We start from the raw sequence: 25,662 nt of genomic DNA, 5'->3' as shown, positions 1-25,662 counted from the left end.
CTTATATTTCCTTTTCTATGACTTTTACTACTAATTCATCTATTAAACCAACTGATTTTAATGCACTCTCATAACTGTTTGAATATGAAATTAATTTTTCAAACATTGTGTATAAAATAAATATCTTCATAATTCAACCTTTAAAACTCAATTTCATCTTGTTTAATTTTTCTTGGACTGTAAGTCAACTGTTTTTTCTTTTTAGAACCATTTTTAGAAGTATAGTAATCACTACTACTTCCCCCTTTTTTTTCTTTATGTTGTTGTACTTCATACATCATTTGAAAATAATCTAAATTGGATAAGTTAGGGGTGCTATTAGTAGTATTATTATATGTAGCTAATTTCTCGGTGCCGATTTTTTCGGGTGCGAAAATTTCATATGCGGTGATAAATCTTATTTTTTGGTTCTTTTGTATCTTTTCTATCTCATCTATAAGAAAATTAATTTCTAAATTTTCAGAATCAAAAAACCAAATCATCTTACAATTTCTAATAACCTGAACTCTAAATAGAAAAAAGTATTTTTCTAGTTCTTTTAGATACTTTCTAATTGTATCTCTATGTAAACCAGTATGTATTTCTAAACTAGCCATACTTACTTCAAAATCATCACTATAACACTCAAATAAGGCTCCTAAACCTTTTGCTTGTAATGATACTTTAGGATGAAATACTAAATTATGATGTACTTGTCCATACTGTCTTTCTTTCTTTTTAACACGTATTTTCAATGATTAATCCTTTATACATTTTCAATAATACATAAGGACTTACAGACTATAATGCAGAAGTCCTAAACACGGGATAGTCCACTTTTTTGACGTTCGGCAAAACTCTTAAAAAAGTGGATGTCTAAATTACTTTTATATTATTCTCAGAACTATTTAAAAATTCTAATAGCTTTACTTTGTTATATAAAATACGATTCTTAGTTCCTTTTCCTACTTTCATATATGCAAGAGAAACCCCTTCTGCTCTCCAATTACTAAGTGTACTGGGAGATACGCCTAATAAATCACTTACTTGACTTTGGTTTAAACAAATTTTATTTTTAAGTTTAGGTTCAAGCATTAAATTTAATTCTTCTAGTGTCATATCATTTTCCTTTCATTTTGAAATAATATTTTATTAGCAACTTATTATTATAAAATATTTAATAAAATTGTAATATTGTTTACCTTTTTATTTTATTAAATTATTTCTATTTTATTGTTTTTAAGCTCTTTTTTTATAGAATATTGAAATAATATTTCATTTAGGAACTTAAATGTTAACAAATACATTAATTTCAAAGATACTTTTAATGACTCCACAAGGTGTAGGAAAATGGAGAAAAGAAAATAGACCAATTATTGAATTACTTGAAAAATATTTCAGTCGTAATGATTTAGAAGAATTTTTAGAAAAAAAAACTGTATCTAAATATGATTTTTTTGCATTAGTTGAACCTGAATTAATTCACAAATATACTTCATTGCAATTTGACTTTATACAAAACCCATACAACGAAAAACTCTACTTAGATTTTTTATCAAGATATAAAAAAGAAATTATCCAGTTAGAGAGATTATCAGCTAAAGATGATTTTTTAGTATTATTATTTGATTATCATGCTACTCTTGTAAAGATTGCAGAAGAAATAAATTATTCTACATTATTTATTTCAAAAGAGTTCCATGAGTTTTATACTATTTTTAGTACAAAAGAACATGAGTTTTTTATACTATTATCAACTTTAGTAAAAAATGATTTTATTTTCTACAATACTTTTTTTGAAGATGGAAAGATAGAGAAAAAATATGAAAAACTTAAAAGAGTTATATCCCCTTATGAAAATAAGGAACTATTAAATATCCCTCTAGAACAAATCAAAAAAATAAACGATATAGATACAAGTAAGTTTGATATTCAATTAAATGCTTCTGTAGAACCTGAAAAAAAAGATTTTTTTGAAGTTTATGAAGAATATTTATTAGAACAAGAAATTCCATTCTAAGTGGGAAATAGGTGGGAAACAATAAGTTTTATTAAAACTTAAATTAGCTAGAAAACCCATAAAATAGTTGGCGACCCCAGGATGATTCGAACATCCGTCTTCAGGAGGAAATCCTGACGTCCTTGGCCACTAGACGACGGGGTCAAAAAAGATAGGAATTATATATAAAAAGTCTTTAAAAACCTTTTAATTACATTTTATGTAACTCAAGAAAATTCTTTGACCTTTCATGTCCTCTATCAGCCGCTCTTTTCATCCATAGCTTTGCTTTACCAAGATCCTTTAGTACGCCATAACCTTTGTAATAAAATAATCCAAGATAATACATTGCTTTTAAGCTATTTTGCTTAGCAGCTTGTTCATATAAAGAAAATGCTCTTTTATAATCTTGGCTTACTACACTTCCTATTCGATAAATATCGGCAAGTTTTAAAATTGCTACTTTATAATCTTTTTTTACAGACTTTTCTAGTAAAGAAACTGCCACTTCATAGTCTCTTTGTACATATTCACCTGTTAGATACATCATAGATAAATTATAAGAGGCTACTTCATTATTGGCATTTGAAGCTTTTGTGTACCAATAAAAAGCTTTTTCTATATCTTTTTTAACACCTTTTCCATAATAATACATAGAAGCAAGATTATTTTGAGCCATTATAACTCCTTGCTTTGCAGACATTTCATAGTAATTAAATGCTTTTTTTAGATTTTCTTTTGTTGGGTTTTTTTCATAAAACATAGCAGTATTTAATTGAGCTAAGGCATAACCTTCATTTGCAGCTTGTTCATATAACTCTCTTGCTTTTTTTATATTTTTTTCTACGACTTCACCAATTGAATACATATAAGCTAAATTATTTGTAGCTTCTAAGTTTCCATTAGTTGAGGCTTGTTCATACCAAAAAAAAGCAAGTTCTTTATTCTGTTTAGTTCCAAGTCCGTTATAGTTCATGACTCCAAGATTATATTGTGCTTTTGCATTCTCTTCGTGCAAAGCTAAATCAGTAAATAGTTCTAAGGCTTTTGAATAGTTCTTTTCATTTAGATATTTTTCTGCTTCTTCAAAGGTGTTTGCATTTAAAGAGACACTCAAAATAAAAAAAAGTAAAAGTTTATTTATTACTCTCATTTGCTTCTTCTTTATCCTCAAGGCTATCATCTATTTTATCTAAAGTTTTATCTAAATTTCTATTAATTTTTTTATCTAGTTCTAAAATTTCTGCATCAAATTCTCTTGTCTCTGAGCTTGTATCAATATTATCTTCTTGTGATAAAATATCTTCAGATTGTTCATCAACTGAAAAAGAAATATCATCAAGTAGAATATCTTTTGTATCAATTAGTTTTTTACTAGGTTTTCTTTGTGAAATATAAATATTTTTTAAAACATCTTCTTTGGTAGGGTTTGAATAAAATTTTAAATCAATAATATCACAAAGAGCATCATCTAAAGAAAAATCAACTAAACAACTACTCCAGTTATCTTTTAATCCTAAATAAAAATCTATTCTATCAAATAAAAGTTCATGTAAACTACTACTTAAATATATAGGATTTTTGTCATCAAAATTATTTATTCTTTTTGCTAAAACTTTTACATAAGAAGAGTTATCTTTCTCTTCAATAGAAATTTGCCATCTATCTTCTGAAACATTTGTATAAAAAGGATAATGAGAAAGTTTTGTTTTTGAAACAATTATGGAATCTCTGTACGAATCTATTCTAAATTCTAATCCACCAGTTAAAATAAATGTTCTTTTTGCAGCTTCAAAAATCGCGTCTTTAGAGATATCTTTATAAACTCTTTTTGTACTATTTCTTTCATCTTTTTTTTCTACATCAACAGAAAGATTTTTATTACTAAAACATCCAGTGAAAAAAGTTAAAACAAAAATTAATAAATATTTATACATTATTTTTCCTATCTACTTGTAGCATATGTGCCTAATCGTTCTAATAAATCATAATCTGATTCTAACTTAACACTATCAGCAATTACATGAATATTATTTAACTCTGCAAAAATTAGAATATTTTTAACTTTATGTTTTTTAACCATATCATTGGCAAAGTTTGTTGTATAATCTTGATGCATTCTTAAATAATCTATTTGTAAACCTTCTAATTCTTCTAATGGATATTCATCAGTTTTATATCTTTTAAGAATGATGTTTGCTCCAATATCATGTATATTTCTTACAAACATAACAAAAGTTTCTTTATTTAGATATGCTGTATATGAAGTTATACTAAATACTATTTTATCAAGGATATCTTTATTTGCTTGAAGTACTGTTTCAAGCCATTGCATAAAACTTTGATCATTTATTGAACTCATAGAAAGATTAATAGCAACTGCATGTTCTAAATCATTTCCTCTTATATGAGCAATAGTTTTTGCAATAACAAGCTTATCAAACTTATGAGCTATTTGAAGTTTTTCTGCAACAGATATAAATGAACCTATTGGTAATTTCTCATTTTCACGAGTATATAATTGTGGAGCAGCTTCATTCATTATTACTTTATCTGGCTCATCAAATGAATATGAGTCTAAAACAAAATCTAAAGTAAATTCTGCTCTATCTATGATATCAACAACATTTGAGTCTAATTGTGTAAAGTTCTTTTCTAACTCTTCTTCTGCAATTATATGATAATTGTTTTTACCTTTTTTCTTTGATATATCATAAGCTTTATCAGTAGATTTTAATAAAGAATCAACACTTCCATAAATATCAAAAAAAGTACCTGCAATTTGAACTAAATCATCTGGTATTTCATAAATATCTTTTAGGTTTGTGTGAAGTTGTTCTATTGTATTTTCACACAATTTAACAGCTTGTTCCATATCAATATTTTTTGCAATAATTGCAAACTTTGAACCATAAAATCTATATAACCTAATATCAGTTTTATGAATACTAGCCATAACTCTTTTTACAACACTTACATAACTTTGAATAAAATTATTAATATAACTTGAATCGTATTTTTCACTTATTTGAGTTAGTTTTTCGATTCTTAAAATAAAAACATAACCAGATATACTCGAAACATACATACTTTTAATATCAAAATCAAAAATATTCTTATTTGGTAAACCTGTTAAAGTATCTGTAGAGGCTTTTAATTCTAAAGTTTCTTTATTAATATTTAACTCATTTTTCAATGATGCAATTTTTCCCGATATCTTAGATACTTTTTTGCTTAGTTCTTGTACTTCTTTTGTACCTTCATACTCTTTTTTATCAAGCATAGAAAATTTACCAGCTAAAATACTATCTAAGTATTTGTTTAAGTTATTAACGGGATTTGTAACATGTTTTTTAAATAAGAATCTATGATAAAAACCTATAACAAATAAAATAGGTAAAAACATAACTATATTAAAAATAATTAGATTAAAAAGGAAATCTTTTATTTCAAGATGTAAATCTTTTAGATTAAATTTATAAGTTATTGTTGCTATTGTTTCATTATCTACTTTTATTTCATGTTCAACTGTTTCATTTTTAATAGGTAATTTAAAATCTAAACTAATAAAAGAACTCTTTGGTTTATAATTCTTTTCAATATCAAAATTAGAGAAATTTAATTCTGTAACAAAACTCTTTATTTGTCTATTTTTATATAGTTGATATCTTATTTTTACTGCTTCTTCAATATCAAATCTGGCAGAAGGATAAAACCTATATAAAGAAGTGTTTTCAATTTTTCTTATTGTACCGTTTCTAATATCTACTATTACATCTGCTAGATTCCAAGATTTATCATCAAAATCAGCAGTATTATTTATTAAAGTATTTTTATTAAAAACATATTTCTTATTTTGAAGAATCATTGATTCAAATAAACCAGTGTTGTATAAACTTTGTAGTTCTTTTTCGATTTGAGAAACATTATGATTAATTAAATTTTTTTCAAGCTTTGAATTAAAATAATCTATATTTAAATGATAAGCCGTAACCCTTTGTTCTAAAAGTTTTGTTTTATGTTCTTTGAAAAATAAATATGAAGTTATAAAGAAAACAAGAGCAAAGAAACTTAAGATAATAGTTGTATTAGATGAACTAGTATCAATAAATTTACCAAGATTTTTAATTTTTGGTCTTTCAAATTTATCTAAAATTCTTTTCATCTAACACTTCCTATTAATATAGGAGTAGGATTTGATTCAAATATCTTAGGATGCAAATAATCTACTTTTTGTAAAGCCTCTTCTTTTGTGTCAAAGATACCAAAATATATTTTTGTTTTATCTGCTTGTGTTTTTACAAAATGAGATGGCGCTAAAGCAAATCTTTTTCTATACCACGATAATTCTTCTGGTTTGATGGTTGTTAGATATAAGGTATATTTATTAGCATCTGCATTTAAAAACTCTTTTTCAAAAATTTTTACTCTTTTTTTATAAGGAATTATTTCTCTTTTTTCTTTCTTTTCACCAGATAAGTCAATCTCTTTTATTGGTGAATTATTTTCAATACTATTATTATCTACTATAGCCTTTTGTTCCACAAGTTTTATTTCTTCAACATTTTGTTGAACTTCTTCTTTAGCCTTTTGTTCAGCCTCTAATTTTGCTTTCTGCTCTGCTTCAAGTTTAGCTTTTTCTTCGGCTAATTTTCTTTTTTTAGCTAATTCTTTTTCTTTTTTTATAAGTTCTTCTTCTACTCTTTGTCTTTCAAGTTCTTCTTTTTTCAATCTTTCTTTTTCTAACTTTTCAGCTTCTTCTTTTGCTTTTTGTTCTGCTTCAAGTTTAGCCTTTTGTTCAGCCTCTAATTTTGCTTTCTGCTCTGCTTCAAGTTTAGCTTTTTCTTGGGCTAATTTTCTTTTTTTAGCTAATTCTTTTTCTTTTTTTAAAAGTTCTTCTTCTACTCTTTGTCTTTCAAGCTCTTCTTTTTTCAGTCTTTCTTTTTCTAACTTTTCAGCTTCTTCTTTAGCCTTTTGCTCTGCTTCAAGTTTAGCTTTTTTTTCTTGTTTATTTAAAATAGAGTTTCGTAGTTTTTCTTCTTCTTTTCTTTTCTCTTCTTCTTTTTTCTTTTGTTTTTCTAACTCTTTTAACGAAATATATTCATACTCTTTATCTTTTTTTTCTTGAATATTTAAATCAATATTATCTTTAAATTGTGTTTTTATATTTTCAATTTTTTCAACAACAGGGAAAATTCCTTTATTATTTAATACCAATTCATTTATATCATTTTCAATATTTTCATAAGAAGAATATATACCCACAACTAATTTATATAGTTCTACCGAACTAAAATATTTAAAGAAAAATGATTTTTCATAAAGATTATTTGCTAATATGAAGTCTTCTAACTCTTTTTTATTAGAAAAAGAAGCAACATTTATTGTATAGAAGTTTTCATCTGAATTCAAAAACTTTTGTTTAAAGGCTTCATTAATTGAAAACTCTTTTTTCTTTTTTTCTTGTCTAACTTTCTCTACGATTTTAACTTTTGCTTTTGGTTTTTTTATCTCTAAGCCAGCTAAATAACTGTTATACAAAGATTTAATCTCTTTTACTTTTATAAGTGAAACTTCTTTATCAATATCATTATCTTTTTTGAATTTTGAAATATACTCTTTTGCCAGATTTTCATCTTTGAAATTATTATGAACTATTATATTTTTAATCTTTAAATTATCTAAAACATCAAATGAAAAAGAGTTGTCGCTAATGTTTTTATTTTTGATAAAAGCAAATGATTCATATATGTTTTTAAAATCTCCTATTTTTATCATATAACTTTCATCATCAAAATTATCAAATTCTTTAATATAGTTATTGATTTTATCTTCAAAAGAAAGCTCTGGAATATCTATCTCTTTTGGTTTTTCTTCTTTTATTTTTTCTTTTTTAGGTTTATCTTCTTTTTTTTCTAAATTTAATGAGATTTTTTGACCATCTTTTGCTATTACAGTTTTTTTATAATCACTTTTTGAAAAATCAATAAACTTAGGGTTTTCTGGATCTACATCAAAAAATGCAGATAAATCACCAGTAATTTCTAAAATAGAGAAGAAATCATTTACTTGATCTTTTTCAAATTTAACAACTTCTGTTTCTGCCGCATTTAATTGCTTTTGTCCTTGTAACAAGGCTTGTAAATCTTGTTCTCCAAGTTTAAAGGCTTCCCAATATGATGATACCATTTTTCTAGAAGCTACAACTTCCTCAATTGTACTTTTTAAAGCATCACTTACTGTTGTAATAGAAGTATGAACTTTAGATAAATTCCACTTCATCTTTTTCTTTTCTTCTTCTAATCTATAGTTTAAATCTCTAATTTGACTATTGATTTCTAATACTTTATTCTTATCTCTTCCACCGTTAAATAAGTTATAAGTTACTCTAATTTTACCATTTACATCTTGTTCATGTTCTTCTTCAATATCTTCACCTTGCATAGACTCTTTATAAGATAATTCAAAATCTACTTTTGGTTCAAACTTTCCTCTTATACTTTTATGCTTGAACTTTTCAGATTGGATTGTTTCATAGTAGTTTATTAAGTTTTTATTGTTTTCCAATGCTCTTTTATATAACTTATCAAAATCATCAATTTTAATATCAAAATTCTTTTCAAAAGGCAGTGTCTTTTCAAATCTAGTTCCAACTATATATTCATAATATCTAAGTGCTTCTACAAATTTAGATTTTACTTTTACAAGCTTTGTCATTGCATTTGCAACATTAGCTTTTATTGATGTTAAATCCCCAATTGAAGCTGCTCCATTATCATACTTAATAGTTACAATCTCTAATATTTTGTTTAGTTTTTTCATATTTCGTTCATTTACCATAACAGAACGATTTGCAAATACTACATCAAAATATGCTTTTATTGCTTTTTTTATTTCACTATCAAGTTTTATCTTATATTGATTTTTGGCTACTTCAAATTTCTTTGCAACACTTTTAACCATATAACTTGTTGAGCCACCAGAGTATAGATTTTGTCTAAGCACAAATTTATAGTATTCATCATTAAAAAATTTAAACTTTGCTAATTCATCTTCATCATTAGGTTTACTTCTTGTTCTACCTCTAACATATTCAAAATCAACGGTAGGATAATACTCTGCCATAGCATTTTTAAGTTTTAATTCATATTGAATTACATTTTCCCTTGATGATTTTAAAATCTCACTTTGTGCTAAAGTTTCTAAAACTGCATCAATAAGTTTTACTTTAGTATAAACAGAAGTATCTACACCTTTTACTTTTTTATTGCTTTTCTTTTCTGTAATATTTGTTACTGTATTTAAGTTATCTTTTGCAACTGCTTCTAAAGAGTCTTTTTTCCCTTCTTTTTGATTAAGATTATTTTCTTTTAAAAGTTTTTTATTCTCATTTACTAAAAGTGCTGGATCATTTTCATCTTGTGCAAATAAAGATGAAGAAGACAATATTAAAATTATAAAGCAATTAACAACAATACTTTTCATTATCTTTTTATCCTAATTACAAGATAACCATTTTGTTTGTTGATTTCTTCTTTAACATCTGTATTTGACAATAAATCAATCCTTACATCTTTTTTCTCATAACCAAATTTTCTAATTAAGTTTCTTGCACCAATTGATCTAGCTAGAGATATTTGTTTTGCAACAGTAGCACTTGCTTGTCCTTGTACATCAGCAGCATTAATCATGATTTTATGATTATTTCCATACTTCTTTTTACTTTCAAGAATAAAGTTTTTAAGTTCTTTAATAATTGCTGTGTCAAAAAAGATCTCATTTCCTTTAAAAGTTACAATATAATAATCATCTGAGTTGATTAAAGTCTGTTTTGATGGTTCATCTGTGTCATCTCTATCAGCCACATCAATTCCACCGTGTTCTATTTCAGACTCTTCTTTTTCTTTTGCTTTAACTGTTTTTTCTTCAACAATTCTTCTAAGTCTTATAATCTCTTTTTGCATCATTGATACGTTTTTGTTAGGTTGTGCTTGACTTTCTTGATATAATTTTGTTGTACCATCACTTGGATTATCATTAACTATCAAGTCATCTGTTGCAATAGTTCCTGTATATGAAACTTTATATTTAAATTGTGCGTAATAACCTAAGTTTACTAATACAACTAATAAAAATAAAAGCATTACAAGAATAACCGATGAAAAAATATCAACGAATGATGGCCATGGGTTAAACTCGTCTTCACATCTTTTTGCCATTTATATTAAACCTAACTACTTATTTTCATTTGATTCAAGTTTTTCAATTCTATTGATTAACTCTTTTAATAGTTTATTATTCTCTTCTTGTAAAGATAAATTCTTCTTAACAGATCTATGTTCAGCTAAGATCACATTTGAAATTTCTTGTAATGACTCTTCCATCATAGAAGCATTTGAGAATTGATTAACATTTAATTCTCTTAAGTTATTTACAATACTTTCAAGTAATACTGACTCTTTTTCAGAGGTTCTACTTGATTGTGCAATATTTTGACTAATAAGTTTATGTAAGTCTTCTGATGCTTTATTCGACTTATCTAATTTCTCAGTAAAATCACCCATTGTATCTACAAAGACATCTAAGAAACCTGCACTTAATAAATTTGGTTCAGAAGAAGAAGGTTGAGAAGCTTTTAATAAACCACCAATTTCAGAACCTTGTAAACTTTCAAGCATATCAGAACTTTGAGACTCAATGATTTTACCTTTCATCCAATCTTCAACATCATGCATAAATGCAGCTTGATTTCTAGTAAGAATATATTGCATTACATTTAAAATAACAGCTGATGCAACACCAAATAATGAAGAAGCAAACCCAATAGACATACCACCTAATGGTCCAGAAAACTTAGTCATTACTTCACCAATATCTATGTCATCTCCACCAAAAGATAAAATAATTGCTCCCATTTCATCAATAGCAACTAAAAGACCTGTAAAAGTACCAAAAAGACCTAACATAAGTGAAGTACCAACGAAAAAGTTTGTATAACCTTTTTGATTAAAAAACTGTTCTCCTAACCATTCACTTACATCTTTTGCTTCATTTTGAGTAAAGTATAAAACACCTTTTTTTGCTCTTTTATTAAACATATGTGCAATAGTTGCAGGGAAAACTCCAGTAATTCCATTTAAATAAAACTCTAAAGCTTTTCCTTTTTTATAAGCTAAAATACCAAAAGTACCAGAAAGCATAGTTAATTTTATTGCTGCTTGATAAAGTATTAGTAATCCAATTGAAAATATTGTTAAAATAGCGATATTAAATGTTAATGTCGCCATAAAGAATGTTGTGATTAGTTGTATATTTGAAAAAATTAGAAAAACTAAAAATAATAGAAAAATGAAATAAATCTTTAATATTTTAATACGTCTCATCTACTACCTTTGCTTAAAACATAAATAGTAAAATTGAGATTACTAAACCAAGTGCAACTGTTGTAACAGTCTTTGTCATATCATCAACAATATTAACAAAAGAACCACTTCCCTCAGCTGTTTCACCAATTAAAACTAAACCAATTATATTACCATTTATATCAGATACTTTTTGTGCAGAACGGAAATAAGTATCATCAACAGAATATCCTCTTTCAATCATTTGATTATATTCATCTTTTCCAGCTTCAATAATTTTCCCGAAAAATTGATTATCATATTTTGCTGATTCTACATAAACAGAGTCAATAACCTCTCTATAGTTATCTCCTCTAGTTGCAATTGATAATTTATTTAACATTCTTTCTTCAAGTAAAAACATAAAAATCAAATCATCTTTTAAATACTCTGCTTTAAAGCTATGTACTTCTTCTTTTAATTCTAAAATACCTATTAATTTATCATCTTTAATTAATGGTTCAATATAAACATAAAAAATACCATCAAGAAGTACCTCTAACCCAAAAATTCTATTTTTTGAATTTATTACTGTATTTATACTATTTCTATATTGGTTAACTTGATTAATTACAGGATAAAAACTTAATTGTGTTTTTGTGAAACCTGTCTTTTTAAAAGTATCATTAAATAGTGTGATTTCATCACCTACTGTAACAAGATTGTTATTTTCAATATTAGTTATAAGTTCTTCATTTGATTTTAAAGAAAGTATAATTTTCTTTAAGTTTTCTTCTTTTTTAAGAACTCTATTTTTATAGTTTTTACTATAGTTTTTAGAAATATTTTCATATACTTCTTTAGAAACTGACTCTGTCATATTTGTTAAAATATACAAACATAAAAAGATACCTGTAACTGATATTACAGCTAAAGTTGTAAACCATAAACCCTTATTACTCTTTAAATCTTTAAAAAATTTCTGCAAGAACTTAAAAAAACTAAACATTAACTAGCCCTTAAAATATATTATTAATTATTAAAACTCCATATAATAGTTAATTTATGCTTTTAAATAATTGAAAATTACATTATGATAGCTTAAAAATTATTTATTTTTGAATTATTGTTCACTTAATGCATTTTTACTTATATCTTTTAAAGGTTTTATTATATATTGCAGAATTGTTTTTTTACCAGTTAAGATATTTATATTTGCAATCATACCTGGTAAAATAGGTAAATCTGGAGCAAACTGATCGTTATTAGCTTTTACTTTTACTATATAAAAGATATTTCCATTTCTATCTTCAAAAGAATCAGGTGAAATAGATATCAGTTTACCTTTTAACAATCCAAATTTTGAAAAATCATAAGCTGTAATCTCAACAGAAACATCTTGTCCTTCCCAAATTTGAGCCCTATCTGATGTATTAACTCTTGCTTCAATTGTTAAAGAATCATCTAAAGGAGTAATCTCTGCCATTTTATCACCAGGTTTTACAATACCACCTATAGTGTAAAAATATAGTTTATTAATAATTCCATTAACAGGAGAAATTACATCTTTTCTAAGTTCTCTATCTGCATTTGCTTTATTTTTTTCAGTTAATTTACTTATCTCTGCTTTTAAAGCTGAATATTTTTGAAGATGTTTAGTTCTAATCTCTGATTTTACAGTTTGAATTTTCTTTTTAGCTTCTTGTATTTCTTCTTCTATAATAGGAATTGAATTTCTTGTATCAGAAAGTTTAGTTACAATATTTTGTTTTTTTGATAATTCAGATAAATACTCTTTTTTAGAAACAACTTTTTTCTTATATAAAGACTCTAAAATTTTCATATTAGCTTGGGCAAGATTCATCTCTAATGTTAAGTTCTCATATTTACTTTCGGCTTCTTTTAGCTTATACTGTTTTTGTTTTAATTGATCTTTCGCTATTTCGATTTTAGTAATTGAATTATTAAAATCTTCATAAAAAATTCTTCTTTCATTTTCTACTATATCTGGAATTTTTTCTAAAAGCTCCTTAGGAAAAGTTACAGAAGATTTTTCATCAATTAAGGCTTCAAGTCTTATAAGATTTGCTTTATAAGCTAAAAGATCTATCTCTTTTGATCTTAAATCTGCTTTAAAAAACTTATTTGAAAGGGTATAAATAACATCACCTTTTGCAACTTTTTGTCCTTCATTAACCTTTATATTTGAGATTATTCCACCTTCAAGGTTCTGCAAAACTTTTGTTTGAGAAGATGGAACTACTTTACCTGCACCCCTTACAACTTCATCAATTTCACTAAAAAAAGACCAAGTAATAAAAGCTATAAAAAATAGCATAATTGGAACTACCGATACATAATAATTCCATTTTGTCTCTTCAAAAAACTTATTATTCATTTATTGTCTCTTTCCTTGAAGTGCTGCTAACACTTTATCTTTTGGTCCATCTGCAACAATTTGTCCATTATTTAAAACTATTACTCTATCAACTAAATCTAAAGCTGCAAATCTGTGAGTTATTACAAATAGTGTTTTATCTTTCATTAACTCTTTTAAATGTGAAATTAGTTTCTTTTCTAATCCAACATCAAGTCCTGTTGTAGGTTCATCTAAAAGTAAAACAGGAGGGTTATTTAAAATTGCCCTAGCAAGTGCTACTAAATGTCTTTGCCCTACAGATAAATTACTTCCTCTTTCCCCTACTTGTAAAGCATCACCTTGACCGCTTTTTTTAACTAATTCTTCTAAACCAGTTAATTTAATAAGCTCCATCATTCTTTCTTTACTTATAGGATTTGATAATTCTATATTCTCTTTTAATGTTCCAGAAAATAAAAAAGGTTCTTGAGTCATAACTCCAATATTTTGTCTTATCTCAACTGGATGCATAGTAGAAATTTCATGTCCATCTAAATATATATTTCCACTTGTAGCGCTATCAAGTCCAGAAAGCAACCTTAAAAAAGTAGTTTTACCAGCACCAGTTTGACCAATAATCCCTACTTTTTCTCCTTGCTTTATTTTTAAGTTACAATCTTTTAAAGAAGGATATTTACTATTTTTATAAAAAAACTCAACATTTGAAAACTCAATATCACCTTTTATTTTTCCAACACCTATTTCCATATTATTATCGTTTTCAAGGGGTAAATGCCAAAACTCATTGATATTGTTTAAAGACTCTTTTATCTCTTTTAATCTAATAACCATCATTGAAGTTTGAATTACAGGAACCATTGCCCTACTTGATAAAATAGTTACAGCAATAAGTCCACCAACTGTTAAGTTGTTTGAAGCAATTTCAAATACTCCAACAACTATAACCATCATAGTTACAAATTGTACTACAGTTTGTGAAAGGTTCATTGAAAATACATTTAATGATTGTATTCTTTGTCCTATTGAATCAGTTTTTGCAACTATATTTCGCCAATTAAATAGTTTTGTTGAAGAAGCATTGGTAAGTTTAATTATTTCACTTCCTTGAATTGTTTCTACTAAATATGAGTTCTTTGCTTGTACATTTTCTACATTTTTTTTACTAAGATTTTCAATAGGTTTTTGCATAAAATAATTAAAAAGAACAATAACTATTGCTACAAAAAATGGAACTGCTGCAACTGCTGGTGAAATAAGAAATATTACAAGTAATGCTATAAAGAAAAATGGTAAATCAATAACTTGTAAAATAGATTTTGTAGCAAAAAAATCTTTTATTTGATGTAATTCTCTAAAAAGATTTGCCTTTGAACCAACAAGCATATTATCATACTCAGATTTGATTTTAAGCATTCTTTTCATCAATTCTTCTTCTAAATAAACACCTAATTTTTTTCCTACATTTTCTATAATATGATTTCTTACACTTTTAAAATATACATCAAAAAGTAAAATTATTACAACTCCACTTGCAAGTACAAAAAGAGTTTCAGTTGCATTATTTGGAACTACTCTATCATAAACACTCATTGTAAAAAGAGGCACTGCTAGTGCAAAGATATTGATAAATAAAGTTAAAAAACCAACTTCAATATATGAACGCCAAAAAGTTTTTACAGGAGACCAAAACCAATCTTTTGTTCTACTAGATTCTATAAGTTTCTCTTTTTTAGGGTCCCTAAAAATCAAGATTGCTTTTTTGAAATTACCTAAAAAGCTTTTATTCTCTTTTACTTCTTTATTTGCTATTGGGTCAAATAAATAAACATCTCTATCTTTTTTCAAAAGAATAAAGGGTTTATCATGACTGTCAAAAATAATACAAGGGAAAAAGTGAGCAGGAATATTTCCTGCTTCTATATTTTTTGAAACGGCAGTAAGTCCAACTTCATTTGCAACATCTATTGCTAATTCTTTTGTAAAACCTTCCCTTGAAGATGCACTAATATTTAATATTGTTTCTAATGAAATGTCCCCAAAATAAAAGTCTAATACATATTTTAGTGAATATATTAAAGGATATTCCTCTCTACTAATAGTCTCTTCCAAAAAATTCCTATCTTATTTTTTTATTTTAATCTTAAAATTTGAAAATAGTTTATCATAAACAGACTGAAATACGTTATCCCAAACCCCTAAGCTCTTTTGTCTAAAGATTTTAACGCTTTTATACCAAGCTGAATTTACACCTTTATTTTGCCATCTAAAATCAGGTACTTTTGGAACTAAAACCCATGTTGGAACATCAAGGGCACCACAAAGATGAACAACAGAAGTATCAGAAGAAATAACTAAGTCAAGCTCTTTTACCAATGATGCTGTTTTAGAAAAATCTTTTAATTTATCACTATAGTCAATAATTTTATCTTCTAAACCTAACTTTTGGATTTGTTTTTTATCTTCTCCTAATTGAAGATTATAAATATTGATTTTGTCACTATTTATTATAGGTAAAAATTTTTCAAGTTCTAAAACTCTTTCTTCATAGCTTTCTGAAGTAGTTGAAGCAGACCAACAAATACCAATATTTATTTTCCCTTTTTCTTCTTTTACTTCTAACTCTTTATCTTTTGTTGCAAATAAATATGGAGTTTTTGTTATAAGCTCTTTATTTAAACTAAGACCTAAAATATAAGGCATACTCATAATAGATAAATGATAATCAAAAGCTGGTGTTGGTTCACTTCTATTTGTTAAAACATCAATCTCATCTATACATTTAAATAACTCTTTTAATTCATCTCTACATTTAACAGCTATTTTACATCCAAATTTCTCTTTAAACTGAGGTAAAAATCTAATAAATTGTATTGAATCCCCAAAACCTTGTTCAGAATGAAGTAAAATAGTTTTACCTCTTACATCTTCAGTTCCTTTAAACATTGGCTTAGAAAAGATATCTTTGTTATTTAGAATATGACCTTTCATTTCATCTTTTCTAAATCGCCACTCATACTCTTTGAATCCTTCTTTTAAATCACCTTTTGCTAAAAGAATAGTTGCTAAATCAAAGTGAGCATTTTCAAAAGAAGGATTTAGCTCTATCGCTTTTTTATAAGAGTCAATTGCTTTAGAAACTTGACCTAAATATTTATATGAAGTTCCTACATTACTATATGCATTTGCTCCATTTGGGTCTAGTTCTATTGCTTTTTCATGAAGTTTTGCAGCTTTTTTATAATCTTTTAATTTGTTATATACATTTCCTAAATTTGTATATGCTCCTGCATTTTTAGGGTTTAATTCAATTGATTTATCTAGGTTTTCAATTGCTTCATCATACATTTTAAGTTTATTATAACAAGCTCCAATATTTGCATATAATTCTACATATTTTGGATTTAAATCTAAAGCTATTTTAAAGATTTCTATTGCTTCTTTGTATTTTCTTTGTTTATATAAAACAACTCCAATATTATTTACTGCTTTGTCAAAATTTGGATTTACTCTTACAGCGTCTTTATATGCTTGTATTGCTTTATCATTGTCATTTAAACTTTCAAAAACCATTCCAATATTATTGTATGCATGATAGTTTTTTGGATTAACTTTTATCCCATCTGCATATACTTTTAAAGCAGCTTTATAATTTTTAGTATCTTTTAAAAGATTTCCTAAATTATTATAAGTCATTGAATTCTTAGGGTTTGAATTTATAGCTTTTATATAAAAGTCATAGGCTTTTTTATTATCGCCTTGTGCTTTAAAAATAACACCTAAATTTCCTAAGGCTTCACTATTTTTTTCATCAAATTTTAAAACCTCTAAATAGTGATTTTTAGAAGATTCTAAATCACTTTTAGAGTAAGCTTCATATGCTTTTTTTAACAATACTTTTATATTTTCATTTTTGCTCATATTATTCCTAATTATTGAATTACAATATCAAGTGTTACATCTACTCCATTATCATTAAGAGTATATGAACCACCATCAGTTAATGCTGTAGTATCTGCATCATCACCACCATACTTAGTACCATCTTTAGCTGTAAATTCTAACTTAGAAGCAGCATCTGCATCTAAAATAAGTTTTAAACTTGATGAACTATCACCTGCCCAAGAGTTAAGTAATTCTGCTGTTAACTCAAACTCTGAACCAGTTCCACCATTATCTAAGTTTAAGTTTGTGAAATCTATTTCTTCCATATTTGTAAATGAATCTACATGTCCAAATACAGTATCACTTGTAATAGTTTGAGTTGTTCCAGTTAAAGTAACTTTATCAGCACTTGTATTACTTCCACCATCAATAGTAAAGTTATCGATATTTGCAAAATCTAAAGTGAAATTATCATCACCTGCACCACCATTTATGTTAGAAGGTTCATCTCCACTTAAAGTAATATTATCATCACTTGAAGAAAGATTTAAATTCTCAAAATCTCCTAGTTTACTAAAGTCTAAGTCTCCTGAAATAGAACTACTTCCAAATGATAAAGTATCATTTCCACCTGAATCAGAGATATTAGTAAATTCATTGATAAAGTTATTAAACTCTGTTGTATCATCAAAAGAGATATTATCATCTCCACTTGAAAGATTTAGATTTTCAAAACCACTTACATCAATTAAATTTGCAGAATCAATATTTCCAGAGCTAGTTATATTTAAAGTATCAGTTCCAACTGTTCCACTATCTGAGATATTATCATTTATATCAATATTAGTATGAGAAACATTAACTGTATCACTTCCCTCTCCTAGTTCAACAGTATCATTTCCATCACTTAAATTAACTATATCATCTCCACTTCCTGTAATAATAGATAAATTATTACCAGCTGTTTCATTTACAATAATATCTCCTGTTGAAGAAGAGGCATTCATATCTACACTTAAATTATTAAATGTAGTATTTCCAGACATATTAGCTGTTAAATCAACTGAACTAATATTTGACATATCAATTATTCCGCCAGTTCCATCTAAAGCTAATGTTCCTGCTCCATTAATTGTATGTCCACTAATTACTGTTGCATCTGCACTTAAAGTATTTGAAGCAGAAATTTCTATAGAGTTTGAACCATTATTAACTGAACTAATCTCAAAATCACTGCTAACTTTTACATCATTTGAAATATTTGATAAATCAATTAAAGATGCTGAACCACTTGTAATATCAACAATTCCGTTTCCAAGTACTGTTTTACTAGAAATAACATCTGCATCAACACTTATTGTTTTTGTAGCAGTTGTAGTAATAGTTCCAACAGAGGCATTTAAAGAACTTACAGTAACACTTCCATCAAGAATTATATTTGTAGAGATATTACTTAAATCTAAAGCTCCACTTGCATCAGTTATTTTAACTGTTGCAGTTCCAGTTTCAGCTACTGCCATAGTTCCAAGTGCTGCAATTGTTGATGTTAATATAACTGCATTATTTAAAGAGATATTCTCTACATTTGTTAAATTACCTGTTAAAGTAGTATTTGAAGTATAAACAACTGTATCATTTCCACTTCCTGTTGAAATATCTAAACTTCCATCAGATGTTTGTACTTCAATATTTGCAGATGAAGCAGAAGCATCTAAATTTACTCCTAAATTTTGTAAAGTTGTAGAAGAAGAATCAAAATCTCCTGTTAATGTAGATACATTTACATTTGATAAATCAACTGTTCCACCACCTTGTAAGTTTAAAGTACCTGTACCATCAATTGTTCTAGCACTTATATCTGTAGCATCCAATACAGTTAAAGAACCATCTACTGTAATATCACCTTGATTAACTTTGTTATCTTCTAATGTTACTGTACCTGATACTGTTATATCATTTGATATTCCACTTAAATCAACAGTAGAAGAGTTACCTGTTACTACTACATTTCCAGAACCATTAATTGTAAGTTGATCTAACACACTTGCATCTGCTGTTAAAGTTTGTCCTGCATTTACAGTTATATTTCCTGTTCCTGCATTGCTTAAAGTAATACTTGAATCAAGAATTAAATTGTTTGAAATATTGCTAGCATCTAATGTTCCGCTTGAATTAATAGTTAATGTTCCTGTTCCATTTACTGTAGCCCCTGAAACATTAGAAACATTTGATGTTAAGTTACTTCCATTAACTGTGATTGTTTCAATAGAAGTTAATGTTCCTGATAAAGTAGTATTTGCAGTATAAACTACAGTATCATTTCCAACTCCTCCATCAATATTTGTTGCTCCATTAGAAGTATTAATAATATCATCACCATTTCCAGTTTGAATATTTGAAACACTATTTTGTGCATTTATTGTGATATTTGCACTTGATGATGAAGCATCAATATCTACACCTAAACCATTTAGTGTTGTTGTAGTTGTGAAATTACCAGTTAATGTAGATACATTTACATTTGATAAATCAACTGTTCCACCACCTTGTAAATTTAAGGTACCTGTACCAGTTATTGTTTTTGAACTAATATCTAGTGCATCTTCAATTGTAAGATTTGCACTATTTCCTAAAGCAATATCACCTTGACTTACCTTATTATTTCCTAAAACTACTGTTCCATCAAAAGAGATATCATTTGATACTCCACTTAAATCAACAGTAGAAGAGTTACCAGTTGCTGCTATATTTCCAGCACCTGAAACATCTATTAAATCAAGTTTATCAATTGCTGTTGTTAAAGTAAATCCTGAACCAACTTCAACATTAGAATCTCCAAAACTTCCTGTAAATGTTGAGCTTCCAGTAAATTTGATAGTTTCATTTGCTGGATTTGATAAATTTAAAATAGTTCCAAAATCACTTGAACTATTTGCACTAACTTCTACAACAACACTTCCATTTCCATTTACCTCATCTAAAGTTGTAGCTTGAGATTCTAAAATAGTTGTTGTTCCATTATTAACTGAAATTACATCTAAAATATCATTTGTACCATTTATATTTTTTGATGTTAAATCAATTGTATTATCTAACTCTAAAGTAACAAGTCCATTTGCAGTTCCTGTTTTATTTATAGTTATATTATCAAAATCAAAATCTGCATTATTTGAAGTACCTTCAATAATTAAGTTTGCATTTCCTTGAAGTTCAATATTTAATGTTTGATTATCTAAATCTGTTACACTTAATGTTAAGGTATCACCATTGGCAACCACTATATTCTCAAAATTTAAAAGTGTTACTGAAGATAAGTCTAAGTTACCACTTAATTGTAAAGTATCTGTTCCATTTCCTGCATCTAAAGTATCAAGTCCAGATGTTGAAGTTACAACAAAAGTATCATCTCCTGAACCAGTTTTTAAAATTTCAACATTATTTAACTCATCAGTTGTAGTTCCACCAATAGTTAATACTGATTGAGTATTACCATTTACATCAACTGTTATATCTTGAGTTGAAGCAGAATAATCAGCTGTATCAATACCACCTTTTGCATCAAAAGATTTAAAGTCAGTATCATCTTTTACAGAATCATTTATTAAAACATCATTTTGGTTTGTACCAATAAAGTTTTCAAAATCTGTAAAGTTATCATCTCCATCTCCACTTACCGTTCCAGAATCAAAGTCAATAGTAACTGCAGTAGTAGAACCAGCATAAGATAAAGTATCTTCACCAGTTCCTGCTACAAATGAGTTATCATTTGCATCACCTTGTACAATATTTCCATTTTCATTGTTTGCAACATTGATATTTTCTATATATCTTATTTGGTCAGTTCCTTCACCAGTTGCATGATCGGCATCTGCTCTAAGGTTGATATTAATAGCATTTGTACTTCCTGAGTAATCTACCCAGTCACCATTTGCTCCATCATTTCCACCATCAATAATATCATTTCCAGTTCCACCAATTAGTGTGTCATCTCCTTCACCACCAAGAAGTGTATCATCACCTGCATTACCAATTAAAGTATCTGAACCATCTCTACCTTCAAATACATTATTTTCATCATTACCAACCATAGTATCATTTGATGAAGTACCAATAAATCCTTCAATATTAGAAAGAGTGTCATTTCCAGCAATTGTAATAACACTATCTGTACCACCTGATGCATTTAAAGTTACATCTAATGGTCCATTTACATTGCTATAATCAACAATATCGATATCATCACCACCATCTATATTGTCATCACCATCATTATTAGAAGCTACAAATACATCATTTCCAGTACTTCCTTTTAATGTATCGTTACCTAATCCTCCAATAATAGTATCATTATCAGCTCCACCATCTATATAATCATTTCCAGCTTCACCATCAATTATATCTTCTCCGGCATTTCCAAGAATTGTGTTTTGACCACTATTACCTGATAGTTCATCTCCAACTGCACTTCCTGTTAGATTTTCAATATTTATTAAAGTATCATTTCCATCACCAGTTACATAGGCAGTTGCATTACCAGACTCATTTAAATCAATTACAACCTTTGCTCCAATATCAGTATAATCTGCTGTATCTCCTGTACCTTCTCCAGTTCCATTTGCACCACCATCTAAAAGGTCAGCACCTGCTCCACCAATTAAAGTATCATCTCCATCTTCTCCATAAATAGAGTCATTAGAGTCTTGACCATCGATAATATCATTTGAGTCTCCACCCCAAAGTGTATTAACTCCATTATCACCTGTGATATTATCTTCGTATTGGCTTCCTCTAGCATTTTCAATATTTCTAACAGTTTGATTATTTAAACCAATAGTTGCATTATCTCCAAGTTGTAAATTTACACCTTCTCCACTATTTAAGTTAGAATAATCTAAAAGGTCAGTTCCACCTTCTCCATTAAGGAAGTCATTACCTAAAGAACCATAGATAGTGTCATCACCACTTCCCATAATTAAGCTATTAACAGAACTGTTTCCTTGAACAATATCATCATTTCCTGTTCCAATTATATTTTCAATATTTGTAACTGTTTCAGTATTTCCATATGTATCAATAGTTCTATTTGCTGCAATTGAAGTAGCATCATAATTTAAAGTTGTTCCACTTAAGTTTACAACAACCCCATTTGAACCATTCGCTTTAAATGTCATAGTATCACCACCAACACCATGTGTGCTACCATCAATAGTATCAGTTCCTTCATCATTTAAAACAGTATCATCGCCGCTACCTGCATTTATGTTATCAGAACCTAATCCACCTTCAATATAGTCATCTCCACCATCACCATAGATTTGGTCATCTCCAGCATCTCCATAAACTGTGTCATTATTATTCCCAGCATGGATTTCATCATTTCCAGTTCCACCATTGATAAGGTCATTTCCATTTCCACCATAAATTAGGTCATCACCACCTCTACCATCAATAGTGTCATTTCCACCATATGTTCTTATTTCATTGTTTTGGTCATCAAATCTAATAATATCTACCCTGTTATTATTGTCAGCAGTATAAATATTTTGTACTTGATATATAAGGTCTGTAGCACCAGTACCATCATCTTGGATCTCTTGGAAAGTGATATTTGTGTAATCATTTATTCCATCTTTATTTACATCTACATCTATTGTTTGAGTATTATTTGCATCAAAGACAATTCCATTTGTTCCTTCATAATATCTATAATCAATAGTATTTGTTCCAGCTCCACCAATAATAGTGTCATTACCATATGCAGATTCAGCTATATCATTACCATCACCTAAATCATAGATGTCATCTCCACCTTCACCTCTAACTCTATCATTTCCACCATAAGTAATAAAGCTATTTGCATTACTATTACCAAAGAAGTTTCTATTTCCTGTATTAGTTTTTGAATCTATAATATTATCAATTCCATATACTCTTGTACTTCCTACAGTTCCACCTTCATCAATATTTACATATGTTGCACCTATATTACTATTTTCAAAGCTTAACCAGTCATTTCCAGAAGATGAGTCAGTTGTACCACCATATAATCTATCATTTCCACCTGTGTAATAAAGAGTATCATCTCCATCTCCACCTTGAATTGTGTTATCAGAGTCATCTCTTCCTGCTAGATTATCATCATTTTTAGAACCAATTATATTCTCAACATTTGTAACATAATCTTTTCCACCAAAACCATCTTCTTGTACTGCAAAATCTGTTTTACCTGCTGTATCACTTTGAGCTCTGTCTAAATTTATATCTACTCCAACATTTGTTGAAACTGTTTCAAAAGTAATTGTATCTCCAGTAGAATGTGTTCCCCCATCGATATAGTCATCACCTCTACCTCCATCAAAGATATCATCTCCTGAAAGTCCAAAGAAAGTATCATTATAGTCATTGCCGTTATCTGTACCTACATAACCATTAAATGCATCATCTAAACCTGTTCCGATAATTGTTTCAATATGGTCTGCTAAAGTATCTGTTCCATCAGCACCAACATCAACAGTAGCTCCTGTATCTGTTCTATTTACAATAATTCCTGTGCTTGTGATTATTTGTTCTTCATATGTTAAAGTATCAGCTCCACTTCCACCTGTGATATTATCATCACCTTTATCAAAATAAATAGTATCATCACCAGCTTGTCCATTTAAGATATCGTTACCTTCTCCACCATAAATAAAGTCACCGTCAGCACCACCTAAAATAGTGTCATCACCTGCATCACCTTTTAAAGTATCTGCTCCACTTCCACCATCAATACTATCATTTCCACTTCCACCAAAGATTGTATCTGCACCATCATTTCCTAGAAGTGTATTATTTGCACTGTCACCTTTTATTGTATCTACATTAGTACTACCAATTATTACTTCAATATCATTTGAGATATAGTCTTCATAACCAAAACCATCATCTATAGTTTTATCTTGGTCTAAATCAATATTTACACCTTCATTCCCTGTATTTACACCTGTGAAATCTAAAGTATCAATTCCTTCACCACCTATGAAACTATCAACACCATTTGAAGAATAGAAAGTATCATCACCTTTATCTCCATCTAAAATGTTAACTTCATTAATATCATCACTTCCTCTAATAAAGTCATCATTTTGAGTACCAATAATATTTTCAATTCCATCTAAGATATCGAAGTTTGTTGCATCTGCAACTTGTTGTACTTTTTCATTTCCTGATGTATTATCTTTTGATAAGTCAACATTTATAGCTCTTCCATCATTTGAATCAATATGACTATAATCTACTGTATCATTTCCTGTGTCAGTTGTAGTATCTCCACCATAAATAAAATCACCATCTAAAGTTGCATGGAATGTATCATCACCATCTAAACCTAATAAAGAGTTTACTTCACCTGTTTTACCAGTGATATTATCATTTGCACTTGAACCTAAAACATCTTGAATATCATAAAGAGTATCAACACCTTGTCCTACTCCATTAGCTTGATTTGCTTCAAGGTTTATAGTCATATCAACATTTACATCAGAATAATCAATAACATCTCTTGAAGCATCAAAACTTGAAGTATTTTGTTCATTTCCATAAATAATATCATTTCCAGCACCAGCTCTAAATGTATCTGCTCCTGTTCCACCTACTAAAGTATCATCACCTGCATTTCCATAAAGAGTATCATCTGATTGTCCACCAAAGAACTCATTATCAGCACTATCTCCTATAATTGTATCAGCAGAGTTTGTACCAATGATATTTTCAACCCCATTAAGATATTCTGTATTTCCAAAACCATCATTTTGTACTCTACTTGCTGCTGCTTGTGTTAAATCAATATTTATCTCTTCTGTACCATCTGAATAATCAGCTGTGTCATCAAGTCCTGCTCCACCATCTATAGAGTCAGTTCCAGCTCCACCTTTAATGTAGTCATTACCATCACCTGCGATAATTGTATTATTTTGTGAATCTCCTGTAATACTATCATCTTTAGAAGTACCTATAACATTTTCAATGTCAACTAATGTATCTGTGTCAGTTCCTGATATAGCTGTACCTGCTACTAAATCAACAGTAACTTTACTTGTTAA

The 25,662-nt window shown here is 27.9% G+C and carries 15 protein-coding genes and 1 tRNA gene (1 of these 16 only partly in view); 1 reads left to right on the top strand and 15 read right to left on the bottom strand.

What is annotated here, in order from left to right; genetic code table 11:
- Position 1 precedes the first annotated feature (1 nt).
- From CRV01_RS13850 to CRV01_RS06415, 3 genes are all read right to left on the bottom strand, one after another.
- The gene (locus CRV01_RS13850) at positions 2-130 is read right to left on the bottom strand and encodes a hypothetical protein (RefSeq protein ID WP_258238331.1); all 129 of its coding nucleotides are present in this window, start codon (positions 128-130) and stop codon (positions 2-4) included.
- 10 nt (positions 131-140) lie between these two features.
- Positions 141-734, bottom strand: a complete 594-nt coding sequence (locus tag CRV01_RS06420; RefSeq protein WP_129007353.1) for a hypothetical protein — start codon at positions 732-734, stop codon at positions 141-143.
- Between the two features lie 121 nt (positions 735-855).
- Positions 856-1,098 carry a helix-turn-helix domain-containing protein gene (locus CRV01_RS06415; protein ID WP_129007352.1) on the bottom strand — a complete coding sequence of 81 codons (243 nt, stop codon included), beginning with the start codon at positions 1,096-1,098 and terminating at the stop codon, positions 856-858.
- 172 nt (positions 1,099-1,270) lie between these two features.
- Between CRV01_RS06415 and CRV01_RS06410 the strand changes: the two genes are divergently transcribed.
- A complete protein-coding gene (locus CRV01_RS06410) occupies positions 1,271-1,999 on the top strand; it encodes a hypothetical protein (RefSeq protein WP_129007351.1) in 729 nt (242 codons plus the stop codon).
- A 68-nt stretch (positions 2,000-2,067) separates the two neighbouring features.
- Here CRV01_RS06410 and CRV01_RS13720 read toward each other — a convergent pair.
- The 12 genes from CRV01_RS13720 to CRV01_RS13845 all read right to left on the bottom strand — a co-directional run.
- A tRNA-Glu gene (locus CRV01_RS13720) sits at positions 2,068-2,143 on the bottom strand.
- A 46-nt stretch (positions 2,144-2,189) separates the two neighbouring features.
- The gene (locus CRV01_RS06405; RefSeq protein WP_164970021.1) at positions 2,190-3,131 is read right to left on the bottom strand and encodes a tetratricopeptide repeat protein; all 942 of its coding nucleotides are present in this window, start codon (positions 3,129-3,131) and stop codon (positions 2,190-2,192) included.
- Positions 3,115-3,915 (bottom strand): hypothetical protein, encoded by an 801-nt coding sequence (locus CRV01_RS06400; protein WP_129007349.1) that lies wholly within the window; start codon positions 3,913-3,915, stop codon positions 3,115-3,117. The genes CRV01_RS06405 and CRV01_RS06400 overlap by 17 nt, the downstream gene beginning before the upstream one ends.
- An 8-nt stretch (positions 3,916-3,923) precedes the next feature.
- The gene (locus CRV01_RS06395) at positions 3,924-6,143 is read right to left on the bottom strand and encodes an EAL domain-containing protein (RefSeq protein WP_129007348.1); all 2,220 of its coding nucleotides are present in this window, start codon (positions 6,141-6,143) and stop codon (positions 3,924-3,926) included.
- Complete coding sequence (locus CRV01_RS06390; protein ID WP_129007347.1) at positions 6,140-9,463, bottom strand: TolC family protein; 3,324 nt, start codon at positions 9,461-9,463, stop codon at positions 6,140-6,142. The genes CRV01_RS06395 and CRV01_RS06390 overlap by 4 nt, the downstream gene beginning before the upstream one ends.
- Positions 9,463-10,197 (bottom strand): hypothetical protein, encoded by a 735-nt coding sequence (locus CRV01_RS06385; protein ID WP_129007346.1) that lies wholly within the window; start codon positions 10,195-10,197, stop codon positions 9,463-9,465. The genes CRV01_RS06390 and CRV01_RS06385 overlap by 1 nt, the downstream gene beginning before the upstream one ends.
- Positions 10,198-10,212: 15 nt before the next feature.
- Positions 10,213-11,361: a hypothetical protein gene (locus tag CRV01_RS06380; RefSeq protein ID WP_129007345.1), complete on the bottom strand. Its 1,149-nt coding sequence runs from the start codon at positions 11,359-11,361 to the stop codon at positions 10,213-10,215.
- A gap of 13 nt (positions 11,362-11,374) precedes the next feature.
- On the bottom strand, positions 11,375-12,328 hold the full coding sequence (locus CRV01_RS06375) for a hypothetical protein (protein WP_129007344.1): 954 nt from the start codon (positions 12,326-12,328) through the stop codon (positions 11,375-11,377).
- Positions 12,329-12,442: 114 nt separating this feature from the next.
- Entirely contained in the window at positions 12,443-13,717 is a 1,275-nt protein-coding gene (locus CRV01_RS06370; RefSeq protein ID WP_129007343.1) for an HlyD family type I secretion periplasmic adaptor subunit, read from the bottom strand.
- The gene (locus tag CRV01_RS06365) at positions 13,718-15,808 is read right to left on the bottom strand and encodes a type I secretion system permease/ATPase (protein WP_129007342.1); all 2,091 of its coding nucleotides are present in this window, start codon (positions 15,806-15,808) and stop codon (positions 13,718-13,720) included.
- Between the two features lie 12 nt (positions 15,809-15,820).
- Positions 15,821-17,617: a tetratricopeptide repeat protein gene (locus tag CRV01_RS06360; RefSeq protein WP_129007341.1), complete on the bottom strand. Its 1,797-nt coding sequence runs from the start codon at positions 17,615-17,617 to the stop codon at positions 15,821-15,823.
- 11 nt (positions 17,618-17,628) lie between these two features.
- Positions 17,629-25,662 carry the 3' portion of a hypothetical protein gene (locus CRV01_RS13845; protein ID WP_258238330.1) on the bottom strand. Its footprint extends 18,978 nt past the window's final position, so only the last 8,034 of its 27,012 coding nucleotides appear in the window; the start codon falls outside the window, past its right edge; it ends in the stop codon at positions 17,629-17,631.

Source organism: Arcobacter sp. CECT 8983 (genome assembly GCF_004118855.1).
In the GTDB taxonomy this organism is placed as follows: domain Bacteria; phylum Campylobacterota; class Campylobacteria; order Campylobacterales; family Arcobacteraceae; genus Halarcobacter.
This window is presented reverse-complemented; position numbering and strand designations above follow the sequence as displayed.

Bases quoted from the DNA above. Each gene is read 5' to 3' on its own strand.
- CRV01_RS13850 (WP_258238331.1), bottom strand. From the start codon at position 130: ATGAAGATATTTATTTTATACACAATGTTTGAAAAATTAATTTCATAT.
- CRV01_RS06415 (WP_129007352.1), bottom strand. From the start codon at position 1,098: ATGACACTAGAAGAATTAAATTTAATGCTTGAACCTAAACTTAAAAAT.
- CRV01_RS06410 (WP_129007351.1), top strand. From the start codon at position 1,271: ATGTTAACAAATACATTAATTTCAAAGATACTTTTAATGACTCCACAA.
- CRV01_RS06405 (WP_164970021.1), bottom strand. From the start codon at position 3,131: ATGAGAGTAATAAATAAACTTTTACTTTTTTTTATTTTGAGTGTCTCT.
- CRV01_RS06400 (WP_129007349.1), bottom strand. From the start codon at position 3,915: ATGTATAAATATTTATTAATTTTTGTTTTAACTTTTTTCACTGGATGT.
- CRV01_RS06395 (WP_129007348.1), bottom strand. From the start codon at position 6,143: ATGAAAAGAATTTTAGATAAATTTGAAAGACCAAAAATTAAAAATCTT.
- CRV01_RS06390 (WP_129007347.1), bottom strand. From the start codon at position 9,463: ATGAAAAGTATTGTTGTTAATTGCTTTATAATTTTAATATTGTCTTCT.
- CRV01_RS06385 (WP_129007346.1), bottom strand. From the start codon at position 10,197: ATGGCAAAAAGATGTGAAGACGAGTTTAACCCATGGCCATCATTCGTT.
- CRV01_RS06380 (WP_129007345.1), bottom strand. From the start codon at position 11,361: ATGAGACGTATTAAAATATTAAAGATTTATTTCATTTTTCTATTATTT.
- CRV01_RS06375 (WP_129007344.1), bottom strand. From the start codon at position 12,328: ATGTTTAGTTTTTTTAAGTTCTTGCAGAAATTTTTTAAAGATTTAAAG.
- CRV01_RS06370 (WP_129007343.1), bottom strand. From the start codon at position 13,717: ATGAATAATAAGTTTTTTGAAGAGACAAAATGGAATTATTATGTATCG.
- CRV01_RS06360 (WP_129007341.1), bottom strand. From the start codon at position 17,617: ATGAGCAAAAATGAAAATATAAAAGTATTGTTAAAAAAAGCATATGAA.